This window comes from Fibrobacter sp. UWH9 (assembly GCF_900129715.1).
In the GTDB taxonomy this organism is placed as follows: Bacteria; Fibrobacterota; Fibrobacteria; order Fibrobacterales; family Fibrobacteraceae; genus Fibrobacter.
Map to the genome: position 1 here is coordinate 105,826 of NZ_FQWP01000008.1, position 26,226 is coordinate 132,051.

General features: G+C 49.5%; 22 protein-coding genes and 1 rRNA gene. 8 read left to right on the forward strand and 15 right to left on the reverse strand.

The window, feature by feature from the left end:
- Positions 1 to 59: 59 nt before the first annotated feature.
- The 9 genes from BUB94_RS08825 to BUB94_RS08860 form a co-directional block, all read right to left on the reverse strand.
- Positions 60 to 797 (reverse strand): MBL fold metallo-hydrolase, encoded by a 738-nt coding sequence (locus tag BUB94_RS08825; protein WP_139260174.1) that lies wholly within the window; start codon positions 795 to 797, stop codon positions 60 to 62.
- A 179-nt stretch (positions 798 to 976) separates the two neighbouring features.
- Complete coding sequence (locus BUB94_RS16765) at positions 977 to 1,114, reverse strand: hypothetical protein (protein WP_175549699.1); 138 nt, start codon at positions 1,112 to 1,114, stop codon at positions 977 to 979.
- Between the two features lie 14 nt (positions 1,115 to 1,128).
- Positions 1,129 to 1,299: a winged helix-turn-helix transcriptional regulator gene (locus BUB94_RS08830; protein WP_083538197.1), complete on the reverse strand. Its 171-nt coding sequence runs from the start codon at positions 1,297 to 1,299 to the stop codon at positions 1,129 to 1,131.
- A gap of 22 nt (positions 1,300 to 1,321) precedes the next feature.
- On the reverse strand, positions 1,322 to 1,537 hold the full coding sequence (locus tag BUB94_RS08835) for an ATP-binding protein (protein ID WP_139260175.1): 216 nt from the start codon (positions 1,535 to 1,537) through the stop codon (positions 1,322 to 1,324).
- Between the two features lie 107 nt (positions 1,538 to 1,644).
- Entirely contained in the window at positions 1,645 to 2,715 is a 1,071-nt protein-coding gene (locus tag BUB94_RS08840; RefSeq protein ID WP_073236084.1) for a PDDEXK nuclease domain-containing protein, read from the reverse strand.
- A 96-nt stretch (positions 2,716 to 2,811) separates the two neighbouring features.
- Positions 2,812 to 3,531 carry an abortive infection family protein gene (locus BUB94_RS08845; RefSeq protein ID WP_175549700.1) on the reverse strand — a complete coding sequence of 240 codons (720 nt, stop codon included), beginning with the start codon at positions 3,529 to 3,531 and terminating at the stop codon, positions 2,812 to 2,814.
- 22 nt (positions 3,532 to 3,553) lie between these two features.
- A complete protein-coding gene (locus tag BUB94_RS08850) occupies positions 3,554 to 7,339 on the reverse strand; it encodes a type IIG restriction enzyme/methyltransferase (protein ID WP_073236089.1) in 3,786 nt (1,261 codons plus the stop codon).
- Between the two features lie 758 nt (positions 7,340 to 8,097).
- Positions 8,098 to 8,937, reverse strand: a complete 840-nt coding sequence (locus BUB94_RS08855; RefSeq protein ID WP_073236092.1) for a DNA alkylation repair protein — start codon at positions 8,935 to 8,937, stop codon at positions 8,098 to 8,100.
- Between the two features lie 12 nt (positions 8,938 to 8,949).
- Positions 8,950 to 9,846 carry a bile acid:sodium symporter gene (locus tag BUB94_RS08860; RefSeq protein WP_073236094.1) on the reverse strand — a complete coding sequence of 299 codons (897 nt, stop codon included), beginning with the start codon at positions 9,844 to 9,846 and terminating at the stop codon, positions 8,950 to 8,952.
- Positions 9,847 to 9,924: 78 nt separating this feature from the next.
- On the opposite strand from BUB94_RS08860, the gene BUB94_RS08865 reads away from it, so the two are divergent.
- Together BUB94_RS08865 and BUB94_RS08870 are read left to right on the forward strand one after the other, a co-directional pair.
- Positions 9,925 to 11,331, forward strand: a complete 1,407-nt coding sequence (locus BUB94_RS08865; RefSeq protein ID WP_073161544.1) for a TrkH family potassium uptake protein — start codon at positions 9,925 to 9,927, stop codon at positions 11,329 to 11,331.
- A 100-nt stretch (positions 11,332 to 11,431) separates the two neighbouring features.
- A complete protein-coding gene (locus BUB94_RS08870) occupies positions 11,432 to 12,088 on the forward strand; it encodes a potassium channel family protein (RefSeq protein WP_073161543.1) in 657 nt (218 codons plus the stop codon).
- 114 nt (positions 12,089 to 12,202) lie between these two features.
- On the opposite strand, the gene BUB94_RS08875 is transcribed toward BUB94_RS08870, so the two are convergent.
- Positions 12,203 to 12,607 (reverse strand): Fur family transcriptional regulator, encoded by a 405-nt coding sequence (locus BUB94_RS08875; protein WP_073161542.1) that lies wholly within the window; start codon positions 12,605 to 12,607, stop codon positions 12,203 to 12,205.
- Positions 12,608 to 12,651: 44 nt separating this feature from the next.
- A complete protein-coding gene (locus BUB94_RS08880) occupies positions 12,652 to 13,236 on the reverse strand; it encodes an NADH peroxidase (protein WP_073161541.1) in 585 nt (194 codons plus the stop codon).
- 35 nt (positions 13,237 to 13,271) lie between these two features.
- Between BUB94_RS08880 and BUB94_RS08885 the strand changes: the two genes are divergently transcribed.
- Positions 13,272 to 13,586 carry a hypothetical protein gene (locus tag BUB94_RS08885; protein ID WP_139260176.1) on the forward strand — a complete coding sequence of 105 codons (315 nt, stop codon included), beginning with the start codon at positions 13,272 to 13,274 and terminating at the stop codon, positions 13,584 to 13,586.
- Here the strand turns inward: BUB94_RS08885 and BUB94_RS08890 are convergent.
- Complete coding sequence (locus tag BUB94_RS08890) at positions 13,583 to 14,170, reverse strand: hypothetical protein (protein ID WP_073236099.1); 588 nt, start codon at positions 14,168 to 14,170, stop codon at positions 13,583 to 13,585. The two genes, BUB94_RS08885 and BUB94_RS08890, sit on opposite strands and share 4 nt — an antisense overlap.
- Before the next feature lie 105 nt (positions 14,171 to 14,275).
- Here BUB94_RS08890 and aroC point away from each other — a divergent pair, with 105 nt between their 5' ends.
- The 3 genes from aroC to BUB94_RS08905 all read left to right on the forward strand — a co-directional run bounded on the left by aroC (position 14,276) and on the right by BUB94_RS08905 (position 17,967).
- Positions 14,276 to 15,358 carry a chorismate synthase gene (gene aroC / locus BUB94_RS08895; protein ID WP_073236102.1) on the forward strand — a complete coding sequence of 361 codons (1,083 nt, stop codon included), beginning with the start codon at positions 14,276 to 14,278 and terminating at the stop codon, positions 15,356 to 15,358.
- A 63-nt stretch (positions 15,359 to 15,421) separates the two neighbouring features.
- Positions 15,422 to 16,393: a tetraacyldisaccharide 4'-kinase gene (locus tag BUB94_RS08900; RefSeq protein WP_073236105.1), complete on the forward strand. Its 972-nt coding sequence runs from the start codon at positions 15,422 to 15,424 to the stop codon at positions 16,391 to 16,393.
- A gap of 101 nt (positions 16,394 to 16,494) precedes the next feature.
- Complete coding sequence (locus BUB94_RS08905) at positions 16,495 to 17,967, forward strand: hypothetical protein (protein ID WP_073236107.1); 1,473 nt, start codon at positions 16,495 to 16,497, stop codon at positions 17,965 to 17,967.
- Positions 17,968 to 18,024: 57 nt separating this feature from the next.
- Here the strand turns inward: BUB94_RS08905 and BUB94_RS08910 are convergent, their stop codons facing one another.
- The gene (locus BUB94_RS08910; protein WP_073161536.1) at positions 18,025 to 18,411 is read right to left on the reverse strand and encodes a co-chaperone GroES; all 387 of its coding nucleotides are present in this window, start codon (positions 18,409 to 18,411) and stop codon (positions 18,025 to 18,027) included.
- A gap of 39 nt (positions 18,412 to 18,450) precedes the next feature.
- On the opposite strand from BUB94_RS08910, the gene BUB94_RS08915 reads away from it, so the two are divergent.
- Positions 18,451 to 19,443, forward strand: coding sequence for a lysozyme family protein (locus tag BUB94_RS08915; RefSeq protein WP_073236109.1), 993 nt, complete (start codon positions 18,451 to 18,453; stop codon positions 19,441 to 19,443).
- A 41-nt stretch (positions 19,444 to 19,484) separates the two neighbouring features.
- A complete protein-coding gene (locus BUB94_RS08920; protein ID WP_073236111.1) occupies positions 19,485 to 21,365 on the forward strand; it encodes an ABC-F family ATP-binding cassette domain-containing protein in 1,881 nt (626 codons plus the stop codon).
- An 86-nt stretch (positions 21,366 to 21,451) separates the two neighbouring features.
- Here BUB94_RS08920 and BUB94_RS08925 read toward each other — a convergent pair whose 3' ends face one another.
- Complete coding sequence (locus BUB94_RS08925; protein ID WP_073236114.1) at positions 21,452 to 25,735, reverse strand: fibro-slime domain-containing protein; 4,284 nt, start codon at positions 25,733 to 25,735, stop codon at positions 21,452 to 21,454.
- Between the two features lie 401 nt (positions 25,736 to 26,136).
- Positions 26,137 to 26,226: ribosomal RNA gene (gene rrf, locus BUB94_RS08935) — 5S ribosomal RNA — on the reverse strand; the annotation flags it as partial.

Here is a 26,226-nt window from a genome sequence, read left to right on the forward strand (position 1 = left end):
AATAAAGAAAAGGTCGCCCCAGAGGCGACAAAGTACATCCACTTTTTTAGTAAAAATGATTAAGGGACTTCAATCACATTCTTATGGGATTGCCGCATGTCATAAAAATTTTCCAGAAGTTGCAGAACCGTTTCCTTTTCTAGCGGGGAGAAACGGCGATGGCTCATGACAAAGCGCTGGGCAAGACATCCCTTCAGGAATTGAATCTGCTGGTAAAGCAACTGCACGTTGTAAAAATCGGGACCGTTATGATTTACCGTAGGGTAAGTGGAATCTCCCAGGAAAGCGATAGCGCCACGGGACTGCTCGCTGCAACAATCGCGATCGGGTACATCGTCGTCTACAGTGAGCATCAGGGAACCTTTGGCATGACTGCTGGGGATAGGCTCAATATGAAACTTCAAGCCGTCTTCAAACTGTAAGGGCGACTCAACAACCTGAGTGCCGCTGCGGGCGCGAATGTTTTCATCGCAATGGCGGAAGGTCTCGCGTCCAACAAAGAGATTGTCGAAGGAGACCCGCGAAAGGTTGAAGAAATGGTCCCGATGGAAATGGGAAATGACGATATTTTTCTTGAGGGGCGCGGCATCCTGATGCAAGTGCTGCGCGGTACCCGGCGCTACGCCATCGCGAGGCAAATTGTTGATGAAATCTACCGCCTCGTCGCAGGCGCCCACGTCAAAAATCCACCAGGCGGTCTCGCCTCGAATGGCGTAAACATCGGCACTCAGCGGGCTTGTTTCGCTAGGCATCGACGCCGGCAGATGAAGGATTCTTGACTGCAGATTTTCAGACATGATTCTCAAATGTAACTATTTAGAATGTGCAGCAAACTTTTTGGAGATTTTTTGTCACCAAAGACATCTTTTTAGAAATTTAGTGACACAAAACACAGAACACATCCAGCCACGGCTATTTAAACCGGGGCTTCAAGAAAGTGTGTGGGTAGCCCAGCACTCCAAACCAGCAACAAATGCTAGATTTGCAACATGCAATTCAGCATGTCGTTCATGAAATAGTGCGCGTTGCGGTAAGCGATAAGCCCTCCATCGCGATACCTGCGGACGATGCTGTCGAACTGGGCGTTGAGATCTTCAAGTTTTAGTGGTTGCATAGTTATTATCGGAGTCACTTTTTCAAAGAATATGTCCTATTCTTGTTCGCTCCGTTGGAGACAATTTTGCCTTCTTCTACAAGTTCTGTGATATAGTCCTTGGTACGAGAAATCTTCAAACCAATAACATCTGCAATTTCTTGAGACCGGGCTTCTTCGTGTTCAGCAAGGTATTCGACAATCATTTTCTTGAAATTTATCGCCGATTTATCGCCGATTTTCGATTTTATCGCCGATTTCTGAATTCTGTCGGCGATAAAAGTTCACTCGGAACATGTCTCCGATTTCGGTGAATTCAGGGAGAGCTACGCCGTATTCCTGACACATCGTATTAATTCGCTGGAAACCGGACCCCCATCCTTCGAGAGTCGGCTCGCATAGTTCCGCGGAACCGAGCGCACTGAATTCGCGAAGTATATTCATGCTTGCCCAAGAGAATTGCCAATGCGTTCGTTGCCTTGTCATGCGAACGACCTGCAAGCAGGTGCAAGTTTTCCAAATCAGCGTTACGAGTAGTTGCCGAGGAGACATTAGCCATCCTTAGGGCCGTCAATTAACCCCGATTCCAATTCGTTGATTGTCGGAATTAAGCCTTCAACTTTTGCAGGATATAATTTTTCAAGTTCAAAATCCGAAATACCTATTGGTTGGTTGCTCGATTCCAACGCATATTGGGCTAACAAGCGATCTTTACTCTTACAAATAAGCAGACCAATTGTAGGGTTATCCCCTTCACGCTTTAAAATGTGATTTGCGGAAACAACATATCCACCTAATTGACCCACATCTTGAAAATCGAATTCACCCATCTTGACTTCGATAACAACATAACATCTAAGAGAAAGGTGATAGAACAGCAAATCAATAAATTTTTCTTTTTTTCCGACCTGTAACCTATACTCCTTGCCCACATAGGCAAAACCAGACCCCAGCTCTATCAAGAAATTTGTGATATTGGAAAGTAAAGCCGACTTTAACTGTTTTTCGTTATACTCCTTTGTTACGCCGGCAAAAGCGAAACTATAAGGGTCCTTTGTAATTTCTTTCGCAAGATCGCTAGTTGGAGATGGTAATATCTTCGAAAAATTGGTAATCGCCTTGCCCTGTCGCTCATATAGATTTGAATCGATCCAATTCATAAGCGAAGAACGGCTCCACCCATTTTCAACAATCTGCCCTACAAAGAAAAGCGCTTTGGGCGGATTGTCAGAGAATTTATCAATGAGCAAACGATGGTGGCCCCATGGTACTTTAGGCAATTCTTCCGCAACTTGCGGAAATATCTGCGGATACAATTCTTCCGCAACTTGCGGAAACAATTTCTTGGGATCCGAATAAAGCTGATAAAATCGCTTTGCATATCTCAAATTCCCTTCTGTCAGCCCCTCCGCATCTGGTAATAACTTTCTTAAATCGCGGCTAAGAGAGGCATAAAATTTGGCGCCATACTTATTATCAATCTGCTTTTCGAGGATGTCTTTCCCAACGCTATAATAAAATTTCAACTGCTCCGAATTGATGTGAACAGAAGCCTTGATCAAATAGCTTTTATATCTTGATGACAACTGTTTGACCCATTCAAGATAATCCTTATCAAGAATGGTTAAAGATTGTTTTTGCCCGTTTTCACTTTTTCAAACAACTGAGATTTATTCTTAATATTAAAAGAAATAAATGTAAATAATTTCGACATATCACTAATTTTCCAATGTATTTAGATATTTCATTATTGATTTTGCAACATTTATCAGTAATACAGACTCTGGGCTATCCATTAAAGAACTATTTGGATGAGCTAAACTTCTTTTATTTCTTGCTTCATTCAAAACATCAAGAAATTTATTTAGCGATGACAAAATTTTTGCACCATCTTCATTGTGATTATCCCTGTAATACTTCGATATAGCAGACATATCTGCAATTAGAGTTCTTTCGCCATCATCTCCAAGATCAGCACATTTCTGCCTTGCAAAAGCATGCAACGCAGTGTGAATTCTATCAACAGCATCAGCCGGGCGATTATCAGCAACAAGCAACTGAACGTCCGCTAAAGCAGACTTTATTATATCATTAGGCATTTCCTCATTTTCAACTTCAACATCATCAATTTCTTCATCAAAAAATTTTTTGTAAATACATACATCCGTCGTTCTTATTCTCGATTCAAATAAATAATGATTTTGCAGATACTTTACAACATCATCCTCACATGCGTCAAATAAATCAGAAAACACCGCCATACACTGAGATTCAGCGGGATCATTATCCCAATACAAATTCTTAAAAAAATTTTCATATTCCTCGTAATCCTCCATATTCGGATAACAAGTACTAATCAAATCTTTCCAATCTGACTCCTTAAAGATGTTATAAAGAATTCTTCCGATTGTATTTTTTTCTCTTTTATTCAATTCCATTTTGATTACCTTTGTTAAGATTTTACCTTTTCTCCACAGCTTCGATTTCTTCGACATCGGTGATGCCGTAGAGTTGATAGACGAGGGTGTTGACTTGGGCTTCTAATTCTACGGTATCTTCGCCGTTTTTCTTTACGGTGATGATTTCATCGGCGAGGGTGGCGAGTTGCGAAAGGATTTCGGTGTTTTCCAGGGGGATGCGGAAGTTTTCGAAATAGACTTTGCGGATTTCGCGGGTGCCGCCCATGAGTTCGGGGCAGTTGTACCATATCCAGAGTTTGACGAGGTTGGAATTGAATATGGCGAGGAGGGCTTTTAGTAAGTGGGCCCTATCGCCTTCGGCTCCAGGGTGACATTCCGCATTGGATTGCTTCGCTTCGCTCGCAATGACGTTTTCCGTTCCCTTTGGCAAATTCTGCGAATTGTCCTTTTCCGTAATGATAAAAGATTTGTCGTTGCCGAAAGAGCCGGTTTCGTCGTAAGTAAACGGGAATACCGATGTCATGTTCGGATACATGATTTTCGGTTTGGCAAATTCTTCCAAATAAGCACAATTGCGTAGATTGTATGGCGTATCGCCTTTATCCCCACGTTTAACCAGCTTATCTATAAATTGATCAAGATGCTTTTTTATTGCAGGATATTCATCAATATTGATGGGCGCAATGTTCCTTTCTTTTATTCCGTTATGCGGATTGATTAAATACTGATCGCTTTCCGTTACCCATGCGTTAATGTCTCTGCCGCGAAGCAAGGGCTTTATGAGTTCTTCGCTCTTGGGGTCTTCAGCAATGAGTTTTTCTCTCGTCTTTCCGTCAATAAAGAATGCGTCGTTGAAGCCGGTCTTGATGCCGTAATTAATGGAAATCGGCATATCTTTCAGAGCCGTGCCGACATTCATTTTCTGCAATACAGAATCGTGGAGTTTGTTGCGGATGCTCCATTCGCTTGCACCGAAATTTTCTGCCGGGAACTCGAATGTCGCGGCATTGACTTCTTTTTCAAATTCGCCGTGATAGTTCTTGCTGTTCAGCGAGCACGCCAAAACGGGCAGCTTGTCGCCGGACTTTTGCGATACGAATATGCACACGTAAATGGTCGCATCGGCAAAGAACTGAACATCGCCAAAGTTGAGAATTTTCTTGAGCGAGGTCTGGCTCATGAATTGTCGCAGTTCCTTGCCGTAATCCACAAGCATCCATTTGTTCGGCATGATGAACGAGAAATATCCGTTCTTTTTCAGCAGGCTGTAGGCACGTTCCACAAAAAGGCAGTAAAGGTCTGCGGACTTGTTGTAGCAACTGTAATCCCGTTTGCTGTAAACGTCGCTCATCTCGCCCATGCTCTGGAGCTGCACATACGGCGGGTTTCCGATGATGGCGTCGAAGCCCGTAAAGCGGCCTTCGTCGTCGAGGATTTCTGGGAATTCGAACATCCATTCAAGCGAGTTGGAAAAATCAATATCGTTGTTCTTGACTACGTTTCCGAAGAGGTCGATGCTGGGCGGCTCCTTGAGTTGCGACTTGAGACCAGCAATGTTCAGGCGAAGCTGTTGCTTGTTGTAGCTCGTTCCGCCCGCCTTGTAATCCTGAACGTTTTTCCTGTATTCCTTGAGTTTCGCGGCGAGTCCGTTTTTCTTGTCGGCCTTGTCTTCTTTCTGCAAAAAGTCCAAAACGACATGCCCGTTCTGCACGGGGTATTTGCTCAGTAACGAATCGCCGACTTTGATATTGATGTCGATGTTCGGGAGTGTCTGAAGTTGTTTGTAGTCGCTTTCCTTGGTGTAGTAGGCGTTCTTCAAAAGTTCAATCCAAAGGCGCAAACGGCAGATGTTCACGCTATTGGGGTTCAGGTCAACGCCGAAAAGGCAATTCTCGATAATGCGACGTTTCTCGTTGAACAAAGCTTCTTGATACCGCTGGCTTTCTTCGTTGCCGGGCTTGTATTCAAACGGTTCGCCCTCGTCATCAACAACAGAAAGTTCGTCGTTATCAACTTTCAAAATCAGGTCGCGACGTTTGATGCGTTTGCCGTCCGCATCGCACAAAATGTTCAATTCCGATTTGATTGCAAGCAGGCGATTAAGGGCCGACACCAAGAAATGCCCAGAGCCCACGGCCACATCGGCAATGCGGATATCATCGACAATTTCGTTCGCTTCTGAAATGTCCTCAATCTTGTCCGAGACATCTTCCAAATTTTCGCATTTCCAGGACTTTTTCTCGTTGAACTTCTGCACCACGGTCCGTTCCAGCACATCGCGGGCCATATAGTCGGTGATGAACCCCGGCGTAAAGAAACTGCCATCTTTGTAACCGTTGATTTTTTCGAAGATGAGTCCGAGAACCGACGCGTTGATGAGCGTCTTGCTCGTAGAGGTCACGCCGCCTTGGGCATCGCTTGCAAAGTTGTACGCATCGAGGAACTTGAAGATGTAATCCAGATTCGGGAGTGTACCTTTTGCGCGTTTGCCGCGTTCGTCCTTCAAAACGGTCTTGTTGAAAATTTCCATCTGGGCATCGGGAATGCCTCGGATTTTCAGGTGCTTTTCGTCTTCGGTCGGCTCGAACAGTGAACTGTTCAGGTAAGGGACGTTCGGGTAACGCTTGAGCACGTCTTCGTCGCGATTCTCGATTTTCTTGCCGAGCACCTTGAAAAAGAAAATATTCAGTTCGTCGAAGTTCGCTATTTTGTCTGTACTCATGAACCGGTACGATGCATCGCCCTTTTGATACATGAGGATTTGCGATTCGACAAGTTTCAGGAACAGCAGGCGGTTCACCCATGTGATGCAGAGACGGAGTGCCATCGCCTCGCATTCTTCCTTGTTCGGGAAATCGTCTTCAAGCTGGTAGATGGCACTTTCGAGGAGGCTCGCCTTGTCGCGATTTGCGGGGTTCTTGCGTCGGATGACTTTCTTGCCGCCCTTATCTTCTTTCACTTCTTCGAGGCCGATGATGTGCAAGAGTTCCGCATAAAAATTGCGGTCAAGGCTGTTGCTGTCGTTTGCGAAAGGCTTGGCAAGGAGAGTTTCCGGAGAGAGGAATTTGTAGAGAGGGAGGAGCTTTTTAGATCCTTCGACTCCGCTTACGCTCCGCTCAGGATGACACGCTGCATTAGATTGCTTCGTGGAGTTTATCCCGGACTTTGATCCGGGACTCGCAATGACGTTCTTGCAAGCATCTGCAAGGCTGAAATGCACGACGTTGATGTCGCAGGAGGCGAGGAAGTCGTCGATGGCGGGTTTCGCGATTTCGTTGTAGAAATCGGAGGTCTTGTTGCCGCTCATCTGATTCGCCTTGAATTTTAGGAACTGATCATATATCGGTTTCGTCTTGTTCCCAAAATAGCGGATAAAGTCTTTTACGTCGAAGAAATACCATTCGTCAAAATTCGTGATGGCGAGCCACTTGATTTCGTGATTGCCCGATTGCACGTATTCCAGCATAAAGTAATAGACGAGTTCCTGCAACGATTTTACGTTCGGGTGCTCCGCCGAAAACATTTCCGCAACATTCGTCGGCGACTTCGCTTCGATAATCACCGCCGGCTTTGCACTTGCCGTATTCCCGTTAAAAATTGCAAGGTCTATCGGGCGGTTGACCTGCACCGAATAATCAGGTTCAAAAATCTTGCGTAAAAAATTCCAGATTTCGCCCTTGTGGTATTCTTCGTCCTGCGCTGCGTTCCGCTTGCTATAAAGATTCTTGAGCGAAAGCTTGAAATCCTCCATCTTTTCGACGGAAACAGGGAGCTTGAGGAACGCGGAATTGACGGACTTTTTAGGCAAAATGAACTTGATTGACATACAAGGGAAATATACCCTTTTTGAAGACAAAAGATGGCAATTTCAAGGTTTCCGAGGCAAATCTCGTTTATTTTTGCAGTCGGGGCGTTGCGGGGTGTCCCCGCTAGAAGGGGTAGCGAAAAACGCCGAAGGCGGTTGGAGCGAGGGGGAGACTTCCCCCACCAAAATAATTTTCAGAAAATCGCGCGGGCCTATTGACAAACTGGTGCGGCCAGTGCGGCCGAGGCCGTCGCGCCGAAAAAGCCCGGATTTTCCCTGATAGACGAGGATTTGCTCAAGTCGCGGATATATACCATCCGCGGGGTAAAGGTGATGCTCGATGCAGACTTGGCGGAAATTTACGTTTACGCATCCGGTTGTTGGCCGTCGATGCCGGCAGATGAAGGATTCTTGACTGCAGATTGGAGGGCATGATTCTCAAATGTAGTTCAACAAAGGGCTAAACACCTATTAGTTGTTCCGGGAAAGACAAAAAATTCCAAAATAGGTTACTAAAACCCGCTGATTAAGACTTTTAGTAACCTTATTTTTAGTTTATATGTAATGTTTTTAGTCAATTTCCATTATCAGGCGTTTTCATTTTTGAATTCAGGTTACTAAAAGACCATAAAAAACTTGACTAGCAACCCCGTTTTTCAACAAAACCCAAATTTCTAATTAGTTTGTACAAACTCTAGGTTACTAAATGTCGTCAAAAAGCTCATTTAGTAACCCAATTTCGTAAAAAGCACCTTTTCGCAGCATCAAATCGTGGCAATCTACACCTTCAGCGTCCGCAAATATGCCTTATGCTCGTCGGTCACGCGGAAGCTTTCGATAGATTTCTGGATGGCCTTGTTGTGAGTCCACGGGTCTAGTTTTCGTTTTTCAATATAAGGCACAGCGTCGTCCCACTGTTTTGCAAGGGCGGTGGCGAAAAACCAGGCCACTTCCATCTGCACGTAGTATTCAGGGTTCGCAAGCGTAACGCCTGCGGGAGTTGCCGCAGCCACCCTCGGGTTCGGCGCCATCACCGCAGCCGACCCATTTGGAGATCCATCCGGCAGCGACCTGAACTTGGCCGTATCCACAGCGGCCACCCACTTCAAAAACTTCGGGTCGTAACGGTCATCTAGGAACAAGTCCATCAGCATGTTGATGCCGAACCGCACCACATAAGGGTGGTCCGACTTGACCCACTCCTGTATACGCTTTAGGAATTGCGGAACATCCTTCAGCAGGGCCCGGGGTTTCTTGCCGTCGCAAATAGCCCAGTTGTCGATATAAGGCAGAAACTGTTCCGTGCGAGCTAAACACTCGTCAAAATCCTTGATATGTTCCAGCATCATAGAGTGGATATGATTTTCCTCGAAGTACTTGTGGGGAAGCGTGTCCATGAACTTCGCGACGGACCCACCAACGGTCCGCGCGGCCCCAGCCTGCGACTTGCCCGAAGTTTTAGCAGTACCAAAAAATTCCTTGGCCAGCTTTCGCAGTATAGGGACCCTCACCCCGATAAGGGAATCACAGGAAACCCCCGGCACCAAGGGCAGGTGGAAATCCTTATACTTCAGGTCCTGATTTTCAAAAAGCTTCTTGACAAGTTCTGCGTGGGTCATATTCCAAAGATACTACTTCTTCGGCTTGACTCGGGCGCTCATGTAGCTAAGCACCAGGTTCTGCCACACCACATAGCAGGTGGGAGCGATGGCGGCTACGGGGCCGGCATAGAGACTTGCGATCCAGATGACCAGAGTGGTATTCTTCTGGCCCATGCTCTGGGAACTTTCGATGGGGTGCTTCTTGTCGCAGAACCAGCCCAGCACAAACTGCAAAATGCAAAGGACCAACGCCACAACGGCAAGCAGGGGCAAGGTGCCGCTATTCCACAGATCGGCAAAACCCATTTCGCGAACATCGCGACTAGCCTTGGCCAGAATCACGAAGACGCTGAAAGTCCAGATGAAGATGGTGTACTTGGAGAATTTCGCCACCTTGTCGGCAATTTCCGGGTAGAAGGAGCGGACCCCAAGAGCCAAGGCCAACGGGATAGAAATAATCGGCTGGATAGAATTGAAGATTCGGAGGGCGATTTCAGCAAAACCCGCCTCGGAACCGGTCAGGTAACCATATATAATAGGGATGCTGAAGCAGGCGATCAAGTGCCCACTTAAAAAGATCTTCAAAGCCAGCACCGGGTTTCCGCCCAGCATCTTGGCCATGGCAGGAGCCGCATTGGCCGGCGGGCAAAGGCAAATGATGGCGCCACCCAGAAGAACGTCACGGGGCAGGCCGAAAACTTCTACGCTAATCCACAACAGAGCCAACAGCAGCATGCTGGCGATAAAGGCGCGAACCTCGATCTTGAAGGTATAACCATGTTCCTGGGGCGGGACCTTGCCGATGAAGGTCAACAGCATCATGGTTCCAATCTGGAAAGGGAGGGTCGGCGCAAGAACGCTGGCCTGAGGCAACAAAATGCCAAGAATAATGGCAATCGGCATCAAAATAGCGCGCAAATTCTTCATAACGGCGCGCAATTTAGAAAACGTCCCCCCCCCTCGGCAAGGCTCGACACCCTCCCCCAAATTACTATCTTTGTCCCCATGTTACATTCTAGGTACCAAGCCTTCGACTATCTCGAAAAGGCCTTTGAAAAGAAGAAGAAAAACGGAAACCCCATCTTGATGATCGTGTCGGGTTACCTCTCCCTCATTACCTTGGGGGCCTTCCTTCTCTCCATGCCCTTCGCCCAGCGCGAACCCATCGGCGTTCTGGACGCCTTCTTTACGGCAACCTCCGCCGTTTGCGTCACCGGGCTTTCTACTATTGATATCAGCGCAAGCTTCAGCCCCATCGGCAACTGGATCCTGGTCCTCCTCATGCAAGCAGGCGGTCTCGGAATCATGACAATTTCTACGGTGATCATCCTCCTGGCAGGTATGCATCCGGGATTCAACCACCAGTCCGCCCTACTGGCCAACTACACCCAGGAAGGTAACGTGGACGCCCAGAAGATCCTGAAGGCAGTCCTCCCCTTTACCTTCATCCTGGAAGGCATCGGCGCCATCTTCTACTTCACCCAGTTTACCGAAGAAGCCCTGGTGCAGTACAGCCTCTACGACCGCATTTTCGGAAGCATCTTCCAGGCCATCAGTTCCTTCTGTAACGTAGGCTTCACCCTGTTCCCCGATTCCCTGGTCCGTTTCCAGCTGAATCCCATCGTGAACATCACCACCTGCATCCTGGCCCTGGCCGGCGGTTTCGGCTTCCTGGCCATTACCGAAATCCAGTACATGTACGACTTCAAGAAGCGAGCCTTTCGAAAAATCTCGCTCCATAGCCGTATCGCCATCAGCTTTACCCTCATTATCGTTACCGTCAGTATCGCCTTCTTTATCTTCAGCGAATGGGGCAACGTCTTCTCGGACCTGAGTTTCGGGCAGAAACTTGAAACCAGCATCTTCATGGCCTTTACCAGCCGAACCGCAGGTCTCAACTCCATCGACGTCCCAAGCCTCAGCGTCGGCTCCCTGTTCTTCTTCGTGATTATCATGCTGATCGGCGCAAACCCCGGTAGCTGCGGCGGCGGTATCAAGACCACCACCACGGCCGTGATCGCCCTCCTGGGCTTCAACCGACTGCTGGGCCGCAAAAAGACCCAGATTCTGGGCCGCACCATTCCCGAAACCACCGTCGATAAGGCCGTCCGAATCTTCGTCGTGGCCATCGTAGTTATCGTAGTCGCCACCCTGGTCCTCCTGGAAACCGAAGCCGCCGGCACCTCCAACGCCCAAGGCTCCTTCCTGAAGGTATTCTTCGAAGTGGTCAGCGCCTACAGCACCTGCGGACTTTCCATGGGACTCACCCCCGACCTGTCCATCCCCGGCAAGATCGTGGTCTGCACGGTCATGTTCGTAGGCCGCATGGGCCCCCTGTTCCTGATTTCCGCCGTGGCGAAGAAGCAGGAAGACGGCATGTGGTACGCCGAAGAAGACATTATGGTCGGCTAATCAGCGGAAAGCCTAAAGGTTAAAGGATAAAGAGACTGGATGCACCTTTAAACGTCACCTTTACGCTTTAACCTTTCCTCTATTTGCTATTTTTGCCCACATGGCTTCTAAACAATTTGTAGTTATCGGCCTGGGTAACACCGGCTATTTCCTGGCCCGTCACCTGACTGCACTCGGTCACGATGTGATGGTTGTGGACCCCAGCCCCGAAAAGATCCAGGACATCTCTAACCAGGTGGCCCAGGCAGTTGTTGCCGACGGCACCCGCAAAAAGCAGCTCCAGTCCCTGCCCCTCGCCAAGGTGGACAGCGTCATCTGCTGTATCGGCGAAGACCTCCAGGCCTCCCTCCTCACCGTCCTGAACCTCCGCGAACTGGGCGTCAAGCACATTATCGCCAAGTCCAGTAGCCCCGCCCACACCACCATTCTCGAAAAGCTGGGCGTCGCCGACATTTTCCACCCGGAACGCGACATGGCCATTTCCCTGGCCGAACGTCTCAACCGCCCCAACATGCTGGACTACCTGCCCTTCATGGAAGGTTTCTCCATCGTGGAAATCGCCTGCCCCGAATCCTTCTGGGGTAAGACCCTCAAGGACTTGAGCCTCACCCACAAGTACGGCATCCAGGTGATTGCCATCCGCGACCCCCTGGAACCCACTCCCAAGATCGGTAACATCGCCGACTACCCCCTCAAGGAAAACGACGTGCTCCTGGTCATCGGCTCCAACGAAGCCCTGGACAAGTTCAAGGCTTAATTATATATAGGTTAGCAGGCCTGTCCCGCATACCTTTAAAAAAAGAAAGACCCCGGTAGGAACCGGGGCCTTCTTTACTTATAGAGAACAAGTTCACTTGATACCGCGCATGGCCTAGTGCCCTGAACACTTCGGGCAGGTACCGAACAGGCTCAACTGCACCGCACTCAGGTTAAAGCCCTGGGGCAGCATGGTCGAACAGTCCGGCGGAGGCGACATCAGGTCAAAGACATTGCCGCAGCACTTGCACTTGAAATGGCAATGGGGGCTGCAGTCGGCGTCGTAACGCAGGTAGCCCTCGCCAAAGTCAAGAGTAAGCACCAGCCCATTATCGCTAAGCAACTGCAGCGTATTGTACACCGTAGTGCGGGACAGCGAAGGGTTTTCAGGCAACAAGTCCTGATAGATGGTATCAACTGTAGGGTGAGTCTTTACGCCCCGCAGGTAATGAAGCACAGTCACCCGCTGCACAGAGGGGCGAATGCCTTTGCTAGTCAGAATATCTGCAGTCTGCTTCATAAATCCTCACGCTAAAGTCATTGCGGCATCCGCCGCGACCCTAGTTACTTGCTGAAATAACGGTTCAGGAGACCTTCGAAAGCGCCACCGTGACGTGCTTCGTCCTTGCACATTTCGTGGACGGTGTCGTGAATAGCGTCGTAGTTCAGTTCCTTGGCGCGCTTGGCGAGAGCCAGCTTGCCTTCGGTTGCGCCGGCTTCTGCAGCAACGCGGAGCTGGAGGTTCATCTTGGTGTCGGCGTGAACCACTTCACCAAGGAGTTCAGCAAACTTTGCGGCGTGTTCGGCTTCTTCGAAAGCGATGCGCTTGTAGGCTTCAGCCACTTCGGGGTAGCCTTCGCGATCAGCCTGACGGCTCATGGCAAGGTACATACCCACTTCGCAGCATTCACCGTTAAAGTTTTCGCGAAGACCCTGCACCACTTCGGGATCCAGACCCTGGGCGATACCCACCTTGTGTTCGTCAGCGAAAACAGTCTTTACGACCTTTGCGCCGTTAGAGGCGGCAGTTGCTGCAGATTCGCCTTCGCAAACGAAAGCGGTCTTCTTAGCCTTGCAGAGGGGGCATACTTCCGGAGCTTCTTCACCCATGTGGATGTATCCGCAAACCTTGCACTTCCAAACCTTCATATGATTCTCCTTCGGCCCTTGCCGGGATGTGCGCAATGCCTATTGCCATAAAACCATCGCGCGGGTTAATTGGGTTCTGCATATTAGATTCACCATCCGGAAGATCCGTTGCAAACCTTTCTGCACCACCATTTTTTGTAATCATTACAAATTTAAATCAATTACAATTAGTTGCCAAGACCTTTGATGTACTTTTTTTTAATTATTACAAGAATCAACTGCCAGCCCGAAACAGAACTCCCCAAAAGGATTCCATCCGTCTAGCAGTTGATTTACATATACAAAAAAAAGAGCCCCGCATCTTTGCGGAGCTTCTTCAAAAATCAGCGGTTCGAATTCTTGCTTATTAGAACACCGGACGTTCGATAGTCGTCTTTTCAGTCTTCGTTTCGCCACGAGCCTTCTTTTCGGTGGCAAGCTTACGATGGACAACGGTACCGAGAACAAAGTAGCGCCCGTCCTTCTGAATAATGGAAACGTCTACATCGAGAGTCTTCACGGAGAACCACTGCTGGAACATGTTGCGGTAGTTTTCCTTGAGGGTAGAAGTTTCATCGATGGTGGGAGCGCCACTGGACTTGCCATACTTCAAGGTGAACTGGTCAGACATGTAACCTGCAGCCTCGAAGGACTTACTCAGCCGGGCACGTTCAACACGACCAGTCCGAATTTCAAAGGAATAGAACTTGTCGTTCTTATTGAAAATGAAGTCGACCTGCACCGGAAGTTCGCCGAAGTTGTAGACGGGGATAACGATATGATCACCTGCAGCACGCTGACCAAAAGGTTCATAACCCATCTTCATCACTTCTTCAATGACTTCTTCACGGGAAGATCCAAAGGGGATGCCGGCGAAATCGTTACCATGCTGAGCAAACACTCCTGTAGGCAGAAGTGTTGTCAATATCACAATGAAATATACGATACGTTGCACGGCGGTCTCCTAAAAACCAATGTAAAAGATAGTAAACTTTTGTTAGATTGCACCCCCATTGACAATTTTTTTTGTGTAAAAACGTGTTTTAGCTATATTTTGAGCATGTCTAGCACATTTGGTAAGATTTTTTCCGTTACGACCTGGGGTGAATCCCATGGCGCAGGCGTAGGCTCCGTCCTTGACGGTTGCCCTGCAGGACTCCCCCTCGACGAATCCGACATCCAGGCCGAACTGAACCGCCGTCGCCCCGGTCAGAACAAGATGACCACCCCCCGCGACGAAAAGGACCAGGTTCGCATCCTTTCTGGCGTTTTTGAAGGAAAAACAACGGGTACACCCATTTCCTTCGCTGTCTTTAACGAAGACCAGCGCAGCCACGACTACGCCGAAATCCAGAAGTGGTACCGTCCGGGCCACGCCGACCTGTGCTACGACCTGAAGTACGGTTTTAGAGACTACCGCGGCGGTGGACGCAGTTCCGCCCGCGAAACCATCGGCCGTGTTGCCGCTGGCGCCGTAGCCAAGAAGCTCTTGAAGCAGGTGGCAGGAACCGAAATCATCGCCTGGGTCAACTCCATCGGCGAAGTGGACTGCGGCCCCCTGGACCTGAACACCCTGACCCTGGAACAGATCGAAGCCTCTCCCGTCCGCTGCCCGGATCCCGCCGCCAGCGCCAAGATGGAAGAAGTGGTCATGGACGCCCGCACCAAGTGCGACAGCGTAGGCGGAACCGTCTGCCTGCTGGTCAAGAATCCGCCGGTCGCCCTGGGCGAACCGGTTTTCGACCGCCTGGATGCCCTGCTGGCCCAGGCCATGCTCTCCATTCCCGCCAGCAAGGGTTTCGAGATCGGTAGCGGTTTTGCCGCCGCCCGCATGCACGGCAGCGAACACAACGACGAACTGTTCTTCGACGGCCACAACTACCACACCAAGACCAACAACGCAGGCGGTTCCCTGGGTGGCATCAGCAACGGCGAGCCCATTTACTGCAAGGTGGCCTTCAAGCCCACCGCCACCATCAGCCAGAACCAGAACACGGCCGGCCGCGGTGGCGAAAACGGTCAGCTTCTGGCCAAAGGCCGTCACGACCCCTGCGTGGCAGTCCGCGCTCCGGTGATTGTCGAAAGCATGGCCGCCCTGGTCCTGGCCGACCTGTTCCTGCAGCAAAAGAGACACTGTCTGTAGGGTATAGGTAGTAGGAAGTAGACAGTAGGGCGCACATGTGGTGCTTTTAGGTCAATCTGAAAAATGAAATCAGTTCGACGGAACCTTCTTAAGATAGCCGCCGCCTGTTATAGGGCGGCGTATTTGCTACACCATAAAGTTGCCCTGCGCCCCGACCTCACCCTCCCAAAAAAACTGGGCTCCACGAAGCTGATCGTGGTGGGCAGTTACCGCACCGGCGGCGCCGGCAAGACCCCCTTCTGCCTCTGGCTGGCCAAGCGATTGTCACAGCCACAAAACGGGCCCCACACCAAGGGCGTCGCCATCCTCTGCCATTCCTACGCCTACGACGAAATCCAGATGCTCCGCGAAGAAATTGAATCCCTAGGGGATGGGGGTAAGCAGACCGGTACGTCTAATTTTATAGAGGTCATCGGGACAGGAAACCGCCATCGCACAGTCCTGCAGCTTTTACAGCGGAAGACTCCGCCCGCATACATCATCTGCGACGACGGCTTTGAAGACAGCCGACTTACGGGGGCAGTCAACATTATCTTACGGTGGAAGGAAGACCTTCCCTCTGAAGGTGGCGGCATCGGGCAGCTATGGCCCGCAGGCCCCTGCCGAAGCCTTCCCGAGGACCACCCTCAAGGCGAAAGCACACTGAACCTCTCTTGCGAAGACCACATTGAATTTCACATAGACCGCATCGCAAATGCTCAAGGCGAATCGCTTCCTCAATCCCTGGGGCGTTTTCATCGGGCAAGAGCCGTGTGCGGAATCGGTTCCCCAAAACGTTTTTTAAAGGACCTGGATTCCTTCGGGATTCCTACGGCGGACAACCGCCTCCTGAAAGATCATGACCGCAGCTTCCCTAAAAAATTGGCAGCACTTCTTGAGCAGTTCCCCGGAGACGCAATCATCATCACGCAGAAAGACGCTTGTAAACTCGACGAAAAAATGCGGAACCATCCCAACGTCTTTACCGTTTACCAAAAAGTTAGCGTTTCCCTTTCTGCAATCCACCATATAGACCTGTTGCTCGCGGGATCGTAGTCCCAGACAAACTGCATTTTTTTCAAAAAGAGGTTTGTTTCCCTTTTTCAGTGTAAAGGAGTTTTTTCAGTTGTTATATTTTTACCACTAGGAAGGATAATATGACACTGACTCAACGTATTTCGGAATTATTGCAGGCACTGAACAACGGCATTCCCGAAAGGGAGACCTGCATCCAGCTTGGATTTCTCGCTACGGTGACTAGCGAACCCTTCTTTATCTATGGCCGCGCCGGTTCCGGAAAGACCATGCTTACCGATCGTCTAGCCCAGACATTCAAGGCATCCAACCACCTCAAGATTAACCGCCATACACAGCAGTTACCCGAGAATCTGGGAAAGTACGACTTTATCGCCTTCCAGGATTTCAATCCCGCCGACGACGTGGCCAAGGAAAACATCCAGATTGCCCTGCATAACCGCAAGGGCGCCGCACTGACAATTTCCAGCGACCAGCGTCCCGAGAGCGTGCTGAACCGCGCCGAAATTGCGGACCAGATAACCCTGACCATTTCTTTGCCCGACAGTCTTTCTCCGGCAGCCCTCTGCGATTTGCTACAGAACCTGGACCGTCTCGAGAACGTATCCATTCCTGAAGCATTGACCGTTTCCAAGGAAGAGCGCAAACAGTGGTGCGAAGAAATCAAGAAGGTAGAACTGAGCCACGAAACATTGCGCGTCATTAGCCACCTGGCAGAACTTTGCGACCAGAGCGACATCTACGTTCCGATCCGCAAGTGGCTCGCCCTAGCCAACATCGCCAGAGCCATCGCATTCTTTAACGGACGCAAGCAGACCGTCATTACCGACATTCTGTTCCTGGGCATGCCGATCTGGGGCAAGGCAACGTCCAACAGCACCATTACCGAAAATTTCCCCGGTATCGTAAAATCTGTCATGATGAGCGAAATTCCCGAAATGCTTCATGAGCCTTACGACGCCAAGACTCTGCACAGCAAGGTGAAGACCTTGCTCCACAGCAGCAACAACCTGTACGAAACAAAGATGTTCAACAACGAGCCTTGCCTTTCGTACCGCATTACCATTGCCGGCGAACCTACCCCTTTGTACGTTCCGTTACGTTATGTAGAATCCGACGAGGATTTCAATCCGTTTAACGAACTTAAACAGGTAGAAACTCGCGTCCGCTGCAACTACCATGGAACTTCCAGTTGCACCATTTCCATCGACTCCTCCGTGAAGAACGTGGGTCTCCGCAGTTCCATGTCACGAAACCTTTCGGCAACCGCAAAGTTCGAAGACTTCGCCACGCTGCCCAGCTACATCCTCAAGGAAAACGACCCCCAAGTTGCCGCCGAAAAGAAGGTCAAACTGGAAGAGTACAAGAAGGAAGCGGTCGCCCAGACCGAAAAGCAGACAAAGTATTTGTTCGCTCTTAGGGACCTTTACCAGGCCAACAAGGCCCTGCGAGAAAATCTTTTCTGCAACAAGCAGCTGTTTGATTCCATCCAGGGCGAAGTCCGTTCCATCTTCGAGGCAAACAACGTTACAGCCAACACGCTAAAGGAAACCCTGGAACTTTTCAAGAGCCTAGGCAAGACTTCGGCCACCTAGGGCCAACAACATTGTCGAATGGTTTACTTACGGAGCGCGGCCTTAGAGCCGCGTTTTTTATACGATAGACGAGACGTCGTCAGGAACGACAGGGCGTACCACCAGCATCACCGCATTCTGGGAAACGATTACATAACGTTCGCCGTTCACTTCTAGTTCCGTACCGCTGGCATGGAGGTACAGGGCCTCGTCACCTTCTTTCACCTGGAGGGGTACGTAATTCACGTTATCACTGGATTCTCCGCGGAATACGGCATCAGGATCCTGGCTGGCAGGAATCGGGTACCCCGGGCCAACCTTCACCACCAATCCCGTATGCACCGCATCATGTTCCTTGACACTGGGCGGCAGGTAAAGGCCACTTCCGGTCTTGTTGGCAGATTCAAGGGGCTTGATTAAAATACGGTCTCCAATGACCACGATATTCTTCAACGGATTCAGCATACCCTAAAGATAGAATTTCTTTTTCTCTATATTTACAAGGTGATCTTTATCGTTCTGTGGACAGCCATCATTGCCTTTTTGGCCACCTACCTCCTGAAAAGCCCCAAAGTCAGGAGTTGGCTTAAGGTATTGATCCGGGCAAAGCTCCTTAGGCGGGTAATCATCTGCACCACAGTCATCATAGCGGCAATCATCATCGCCTACAAGGTACATCCGGTTCCCGAAATCCAGTCCACCGACGACCATTCCGTATTCATGGAATACTCCGCAAAGGCGGTCCACAAGATTGCCTCTACAGAAAATCTGACCTTGGATTCTTCCTGCGACCTGAGCCGTCCAAAATCAGAGTTGTCCTATATTCTGCCGCTAATTCTAAACACCTACGCAGACGTGGTCGATAAGCCCACAAAGCCAGTTCTTGTTCGACTTGACGACACCTTGCAAATTGAACTTCGCGGATATAAGCAATTCAAGAATCGAGGTTTCAAGCTAAAAAAGTTCCTGCAAAAGAAACTGGGAAACCGCTACAAGGTCGCCATACTTAGCGACGAGTCTACAACCCACACCTTGCAGATATCCTATGAAGGCACGCCCTGGAACAAGGAACAGCTTATAGCCCTCCCCGTTATGGAAGCCGCCAAGGAAAACCAGGTTGACCCCGCCCTTCTTATGTCTTTGATCAGGCACGTTTCCAACTTTGACTTTAACTTCAGGGGACCCAAGGATACCCACGGTCTTTTAGCCATGGGCGGCCATAAGGCACAGGATCACATTATCCACGCCAATGATCCGACTGAAAAAAAGGATCCCGAAATAGATGGACTGAATCAGATTTTCGAGGGAGCCAAAAGGTTGGGCAAACAGCTACAGGTTCTTAGTCTCGAAAATACAATCGCCACTTTTTACCCAGAACAGGGAATGAACTACACCGACGCCCAATGGACAAAATCACCCCTCATCAAAAGTTGGGTGGACCAGGTCATGGCAGACATCCAGTTCTATCACGAAAATGGGTTAAAGCCTTTGGATTAAGGTGAACAAGGGCTAGGTGCATTTTTCTATCTTGTGCCTTCGTGATTCAAGTACAGAACGTTACAAAGTCTTTTGGCATGCAGGTCCTTCTGGACCAGGCAAGCTTTTTGGTAGGCCCCCGCGAACGCGTCGGTCTCGTAGGTAGAAACGGTTGCGGTAAGTCAACCCTTTTCAAGATGATTCTTGGCCAGGAATGCCTGGACGGTGGCGTCATCGACATTCCTAAAAAGTATACGCTGGGCTATCTGCAGCAGCACATCAACTTTACCAAGCCCACGGTTCATGAAGAAGCCTGCAGCGTGCTGAAGCCCAATGAAGACGGCTGGATTGAAGAACACAAGGTGGAAGCAATTCTCTTCGGTCTGGGTTTCGATGAAGAATCCATGCAGAAGGACCCAATGCTTCTTTCCGGCGGTTTCCAGATCCGTCTGAACTTGGCAAAGGTGCTGGCCTCCGAACCCGACATGCTTCTGCTTGACGAACCTACCAACTATCTGGACATTGTGTCTATGCGTTGGCTCAGTCGCTTCCTCAGAAACTGGAAGGGCGAAGTGTTGCTCATTACCCATGACCATCATTTCATGGATGAAGTCTGCACCCACACCATCGGCATTCACCGTCACAAGATTCGCAAGGTCAAGGGCACTGTAGAAAAGCTTCGCGAAACCATCGCCGAAGAAGAAGAAGTGGCCATGCGCACCCAGGAAAACGAGGCCAAGAAAAAGGCCCAGCTAGATCAGCTCATCGAACGCTTCCGTTACAAGGCCGCCAAGGCTGCCATGGTGCAGTCCAAGATCAAGGCCGCCGCAAAGCTTGCCACTGGTGAGCGCCTGACCCACGAACGCAATCTGGATTTCAGCTTTACCGAGGCACCCTTCCCCGGCAAGCGTATGCTCCAGGTTCACAGCCTCCACTTTAAATACGGTGAAGGTCCCGAACTCATAACCGACCTGGAATTCGAAGTTTTCAAGGGCGACCGCATTGCCATCATTGGCCCCAACGGTCGCGGTAAAACCACCCTGCTGAACCTGATCGCAAAGGAACTGCAGCCTACCTCTGGCGAAATCTGCCACAATCCCAACCTGCAGATTAACTACTTCGGCCAGACAAACATCAACCGCCTGAATCTGGACAACACGGTGGAAGAAGAAATCGCCACCGCCATCAAGGAAGTTTCCCAGAAGAGTCGTGCCCGCGGTCTCGCAGGCCTCATGATGTTCAGCGGCGACAACGCCCTGAAAAAGATCAAGGTCCTTTCCGGTGGTGAACGCAGCCGCGTGCTGTTGGGCAAGATTCTCGCCGAGGAATGCAACCTGTTGCTTCTTGACGAACCCACCAACCATCTGGACATGGAATCCATCGAAAGCCTTATCGACGCCCTGGAAGACTATGAAGGTTCCGCCATGGTGGTAACCCATGACGAAGAATTGCTCCACGCCTTCGCCAACCGTCTGGTTGTTTTCGATGGCGGCCAGTGCCGAATCTTCGAAGGTTCCTACGCCGACTTCCTTGAAAAGGTAGGTTGGGCCGCCGAAAAGAAGCCCGGTGGAATGGATGGCGAAAACGCAAAACTTTCCAACATCGATGTCACCAAGGATGCAGTTCAAGCCAAGTCCGACGTTCCTTCTGCAAAGATGGACCGCAAGGCCCGTGCCGACTACATCGCCGAACGCTCCAAGGTCATCAAGCCTCTAGAAAAAGCCATCGCCAAAATTGAAGACGATATTGCCAAGGCCGAGGAACTTTCAGGCGAACTAGAAGCAAAGCTTGTTGCCGCCTCCGAGTCCGGTGACGGTGCCGCCATTACAGCCATCGCCAAGGACATGGACGACGTCAAGAAAAAGATCGACGATCTCTACAGCCAATACGAACTCAAGAGCGCCGAACTGGATGCCGCCAAGGACAAGTATCCCCTCGACTAACAGGCCGCTTTTATAGACGGACCCTGTACGAATTTCAATAAATTAAAAGCGCGGAGCTGAACTCCGCGCTTTTATAGGTTAGACTTTTATTTAGAACGCTTAATACCAAGTGTATATGTATCCTCGGTATCGCCGGCCTTCTCATTGCCTGAATAAATTCGCACCTTGGTCTTTGTAATATAGGCACCAGTTCCTACCAGGCGTCCATTTTCGCTACGGGCATTCCATTCAAAGAAGATGTTGCCAGGATTATCGTAACAGTTGGACTTTTCCGGATTTTCGGCATTGTAGAAGACAGTTCTGTCATTACATGCAATTATTCCATGAGCTTCATTCACAAAATTTCCGATATGGGAGAAGTAATAACCATCCCAGACAATCCTAACCAGAGCCAGTGCAGAATCACGGTTTGCACCAGAAGGCAAATTCATGATCATGGTAGTTGCCAATTCACCAATGTTGAATCCCAGCAACAAACCAGGCAAACCTAGGCTATCCGTAATCTCCTTGATAGTCTTGTTAGAAGGTACAGAAATGGGAACAATAGGATCTTCATAAGGCCAGGGAGTTTCACCGTTGATCGTGACCACACCGGGTACGGCAAGTTCAGTTCTCTGTTCACCCACGATACGAACCCTGGGGTTGTTCAAGTGGGCTGCGTTTCCAGAACGGTCCTTGAGAGTTCCGGGAGTCAGACGGACATAATCACCAACGGCAGGTAATGTCCCTTGAGGAGTTCTATTAAAGAATACAGAAACAACATTTTCCTGCTTGTTGAAAGCCACACCGGTTATCAGGAGCGAATCATTGAAATAGGCGGAATCCCTGTAGAATTCAAAGAGATCGTTGGTGTTGAGACCCGCGTGATCAGAGCCTTCACTCATGCTGATAACCACAACGCTCATATCGCTGGATCGATTTTCGATAACCGCACTCAAGATAACCGGAGCCACCTTGTCTTCAATGGAGGTGTTCATATCCAGTTTAACTTCATCGCCGGAATCTTCATCTATGTAGGTATAATGATACCTCAAGGTACCCTCATACTTTTTATCAGCAACGCCAGTAAACACGTCGGGTTTCAAGCCTTCCGGATTGTACAAAGTAACAACAGAATCCAGAAGGACCAGAGGCCAGACATTTTCCATTCCGTTGATATTGTAGAAAGTGCTTCCGCCAAAATTCCAGGAAAGGGTATCAGGAACCACATCCTTGAAGGGCTTGCTAAAGGGAATCACCAGACTATCCACAATACCGTCGCCTGTAACATCAAACATCTGGGCAGTGGTTACGAAAGGTACGGGAGGTTCCTTGAAGTGAATATTACGCCAGATCAATTCATTGGCCACGCCATTGCCATATATGACAAAGGATCCTTCGTTAACGGCAGAATCACCCACCACATAGAACTGGGCATATCCCAGGGAATCTGTAGAAATCTCGGTAATGCGCTGCTTGTCTACACCCAGGAAACCAATAGGATCATTAGTATAAAGATTCAAATTCACGGTGCAGTTCACACTGGAGCCTTCATCCATATTGCCACAGGGGCGACTTCCAAACAGGAGCACAATTTTCAGAGGAACCGTATCAGGGTAAGTCACATGCGCCAGAAGGGTATCGTTCTTGCCACCATCAGCGCCAAGAACCGTACCACGAAGAGTCAAACCATCAGGATCCAGCAACAACAAGCTATCGCTAGGAGTAAAGACATCTACGAAGGCGATATCCGGCAAGGGATATTCCGGCACCACAAAGGTGATCATCTGATACTGTGACTGATCCGAAGCCAGGTAGCAGATCAACACATAAGTACCAGGATCCAGGAGGCGGGAATTCACAAACGCGGTGGTATCCACAGTGAATGCCGACATGTTCTCGCTAATCCAGATACCACCATAATTCAGGCCAGGTTCCAGGAGAATGCCCTCTGTAGGCAACCTTCCGCCCACCAACTTAAACACTGTCTGAGCATAGGCGGTGTCCACCTTGGTCACGCTGGAAACATCGCAGCTCAAGGACTCATCAATCAGCAACTGCTTCAGTTCATATTCAATGACACCATTGGGATTATACTTCTGCACCGGGAAGTAAGTCTTCTGGGTCTGCAGATTGATGGACGTACGCATCTTGAAGTTGGAACCCGTTGCGTTTCGTTCCGAGAAGAAAATCTGGAACGGATATTCCGTACCTTCAACCAGGCCCAAAGTATCAAGATCAACTGCACCTTCCACGGGGCTATGGCAACCGCCAATATCCACCACCAGACGGTTATTGATAAAGACCCATACATCATCATCACCACGGAATTCAAAATACTGACCCTTTACATACTTGAACTGGGCAGAAATCTTCATGGAGAAGCTGTAGTTGTGTTTACAGCCCTGAACATCCCAGTCAAATTTTGGGTTCTTGATCGTCTTGGCTGAATCCAGATATTCAAAATCGTCTAACGGATAGAAACCAGGATTAATAGGATCGTTACAACCGTTAGGAGATTCCGTCACATCAGCCAGCCAGAAGCCTTCCGCATCCAGTTTCAAATCAATATCGCGGCAGGTGGCGTTGGTATATTCCTTGCCGTCAGGGCCAACAGCAACCACTTCCGGAATGAACCACTTGTCAATTTCACGACCGGCAGAACACTGGTCCCAGGGGAAAATCAGGGAATCCACGCGAAGAGGCAAACCATCGGGGCTGAGGGTTTCCTGCACCATGCCAAGAACATGGCCACCGCAAGTCTTATACTCCTTGGTCCCCTGCACAATTGTCGTATAGGCATTACCGCCATAAATACCGCCAAAGTCAATATCGATGGCATCATCATAAGATTCACCAGCCCAGTCCAGAAGCATTGCCGAAATCTTCATGGTGGGGCAAATCCCCAGACGTCCCGGGAACACCTCGCTGAACTTCGGAGCGCTAGAAGAAAGCGGATACGGGTAAACCCAAACCGTATCATACAAGGCCATCATGGAATCCAGGGAAATGGCAGATCCCATTCCGCCACCCTCACCCATAAGACCTTCAAGAGCGTAGTACTCCATTCCGAAAGACTGCTTAAAATGAACAGACCAGTCATCGGTATGCTTGAAATAGGTACCCTGGTACCAGCCACAAGTATCGCTCTGAGTCGAATCATAGGCATTTGCAGCAATAGGCCCCATCTTCACGGTATCATCAGCCACGATCATGGCCGGAGACATATTGTCCCAGGGGCTCATCAAACGGACCACCTTCGGTTCAAGGGGTGAATACAGCACATCATAAGCCCCATTGGAGCGGGTATGAATCCAGGCTTCGTACACGCCCTGGGGGAACAAAGACGCAATCAGGGGGCGCTGAGCTTCAGAGAAGAAAGTGACCTGCGGCCATTCATTTTGACGGCGGTAGAAATTGACCACAGCCATCGTAGACTTCCAATCCTGAGACGCTGCCACGGCAGGAGAAAACTCATAACTGAACCAGAAAGGATAAGAATCCCTTTCCATGGCAGTGGGGTTATTCACAATATTGCTGCCGACGCTAATATACAGCAAGCTATCCTTGAATGTGGAATTATTGCGCCAGGGATGGTAAACATGAAGAACACGAGTAGAATCAAAGCAGGTACCCAAGGTCCCCATCGCAGCGGTGGGCGTCAAGTCACCAGAAGTGCCATCAACATAAACCGTATCGAAAGCATCCAGTGCATCAGACAGATCCAACGTACCTGCAGCAGGGACACTCATATAAGGCGTACGATTACGAACAAAATGAGCAGACTTCAACGGATTGGCCTTCATCGCCGCCGGAGAAATGGCTCCATAGAACCAACCGCAAGAGGACTTGTCATCCGGGACAAAACGCATCAGAATTGTGTCCTGACCAAAAATCATCTGCGGCAAGACCTTGTTACCCCAAGGACTCTTGAACCACACCATCTTGGAACCAGGAGCCACAAAAGAAGCCGTATAGGAAGTTCCGTCGGTATACAGCCAAATTTCAACTTCATTGTTGAACATGGATTTGAAGGACATACCATCGGAAAGGTCCCACATTTCGCACTTGTTGTTGTAAGTCGTGCTGGCGCTTGCGGTATCGGAGCAAACATTGATCTTGAACCCGCCACCGTTAGGATAATCAGCCACTGTCTTATTCCAGGTATAGGAATACCAATGATCACCTTCCGGGGTCATCCTTGTGTTAGACGTTTTGCCAAAATCAGCATTCCAGCTGGTCACTTCACCGGTAATATGGTAAGTATAGACACTTTCATTACCCTTTACAGCATCATCACGATAAGGGGACTGAAGGTGAATAGTCAAAGTCGCATTAGAAACGACTGCGCTCAATAAAACCAACAATACAACAAATAAATTGTGTTTCATAAAACACAACACTCCTTTCTCAAACACTTACAAGCTAAAATAAACTCTTTATTCCATATAGGAATAAAAATAAGCGTTATAAAAGAAGTAACGTTGAGAATAACTCAAGGCATCTTTGAACTCTAAAAGCCCAATTGCATCAAAATTTCAAAACACTTTTTTGAATGATATTCGTCGGGCAGGCCCCGCAAACCTGGGGACAGGCGGAAAGGCCGCCGACAGGGTACGCCTTTCCCGGTAAGCCTCCTGCGACAGCTCATGGCATGCGCCTGGCGACGGCAGGTGCGGTGGGCCGAAGCCGTCATGTACGGCGGGCGATGCCCACGTCGACGCCCCGGCGCGACGGCGATGGACATAAACAAGAAAGGGCCCCCCGAGGTTTTTCCTCGGGGGGCCCGTGAATCCAGCGGCGACCTACTCTCCCGGACCCGTAGGCCAGGTACCATCGGCGATAGGAGGCTTGACTTCCGTGTTCGGAATGGGAACGGGTA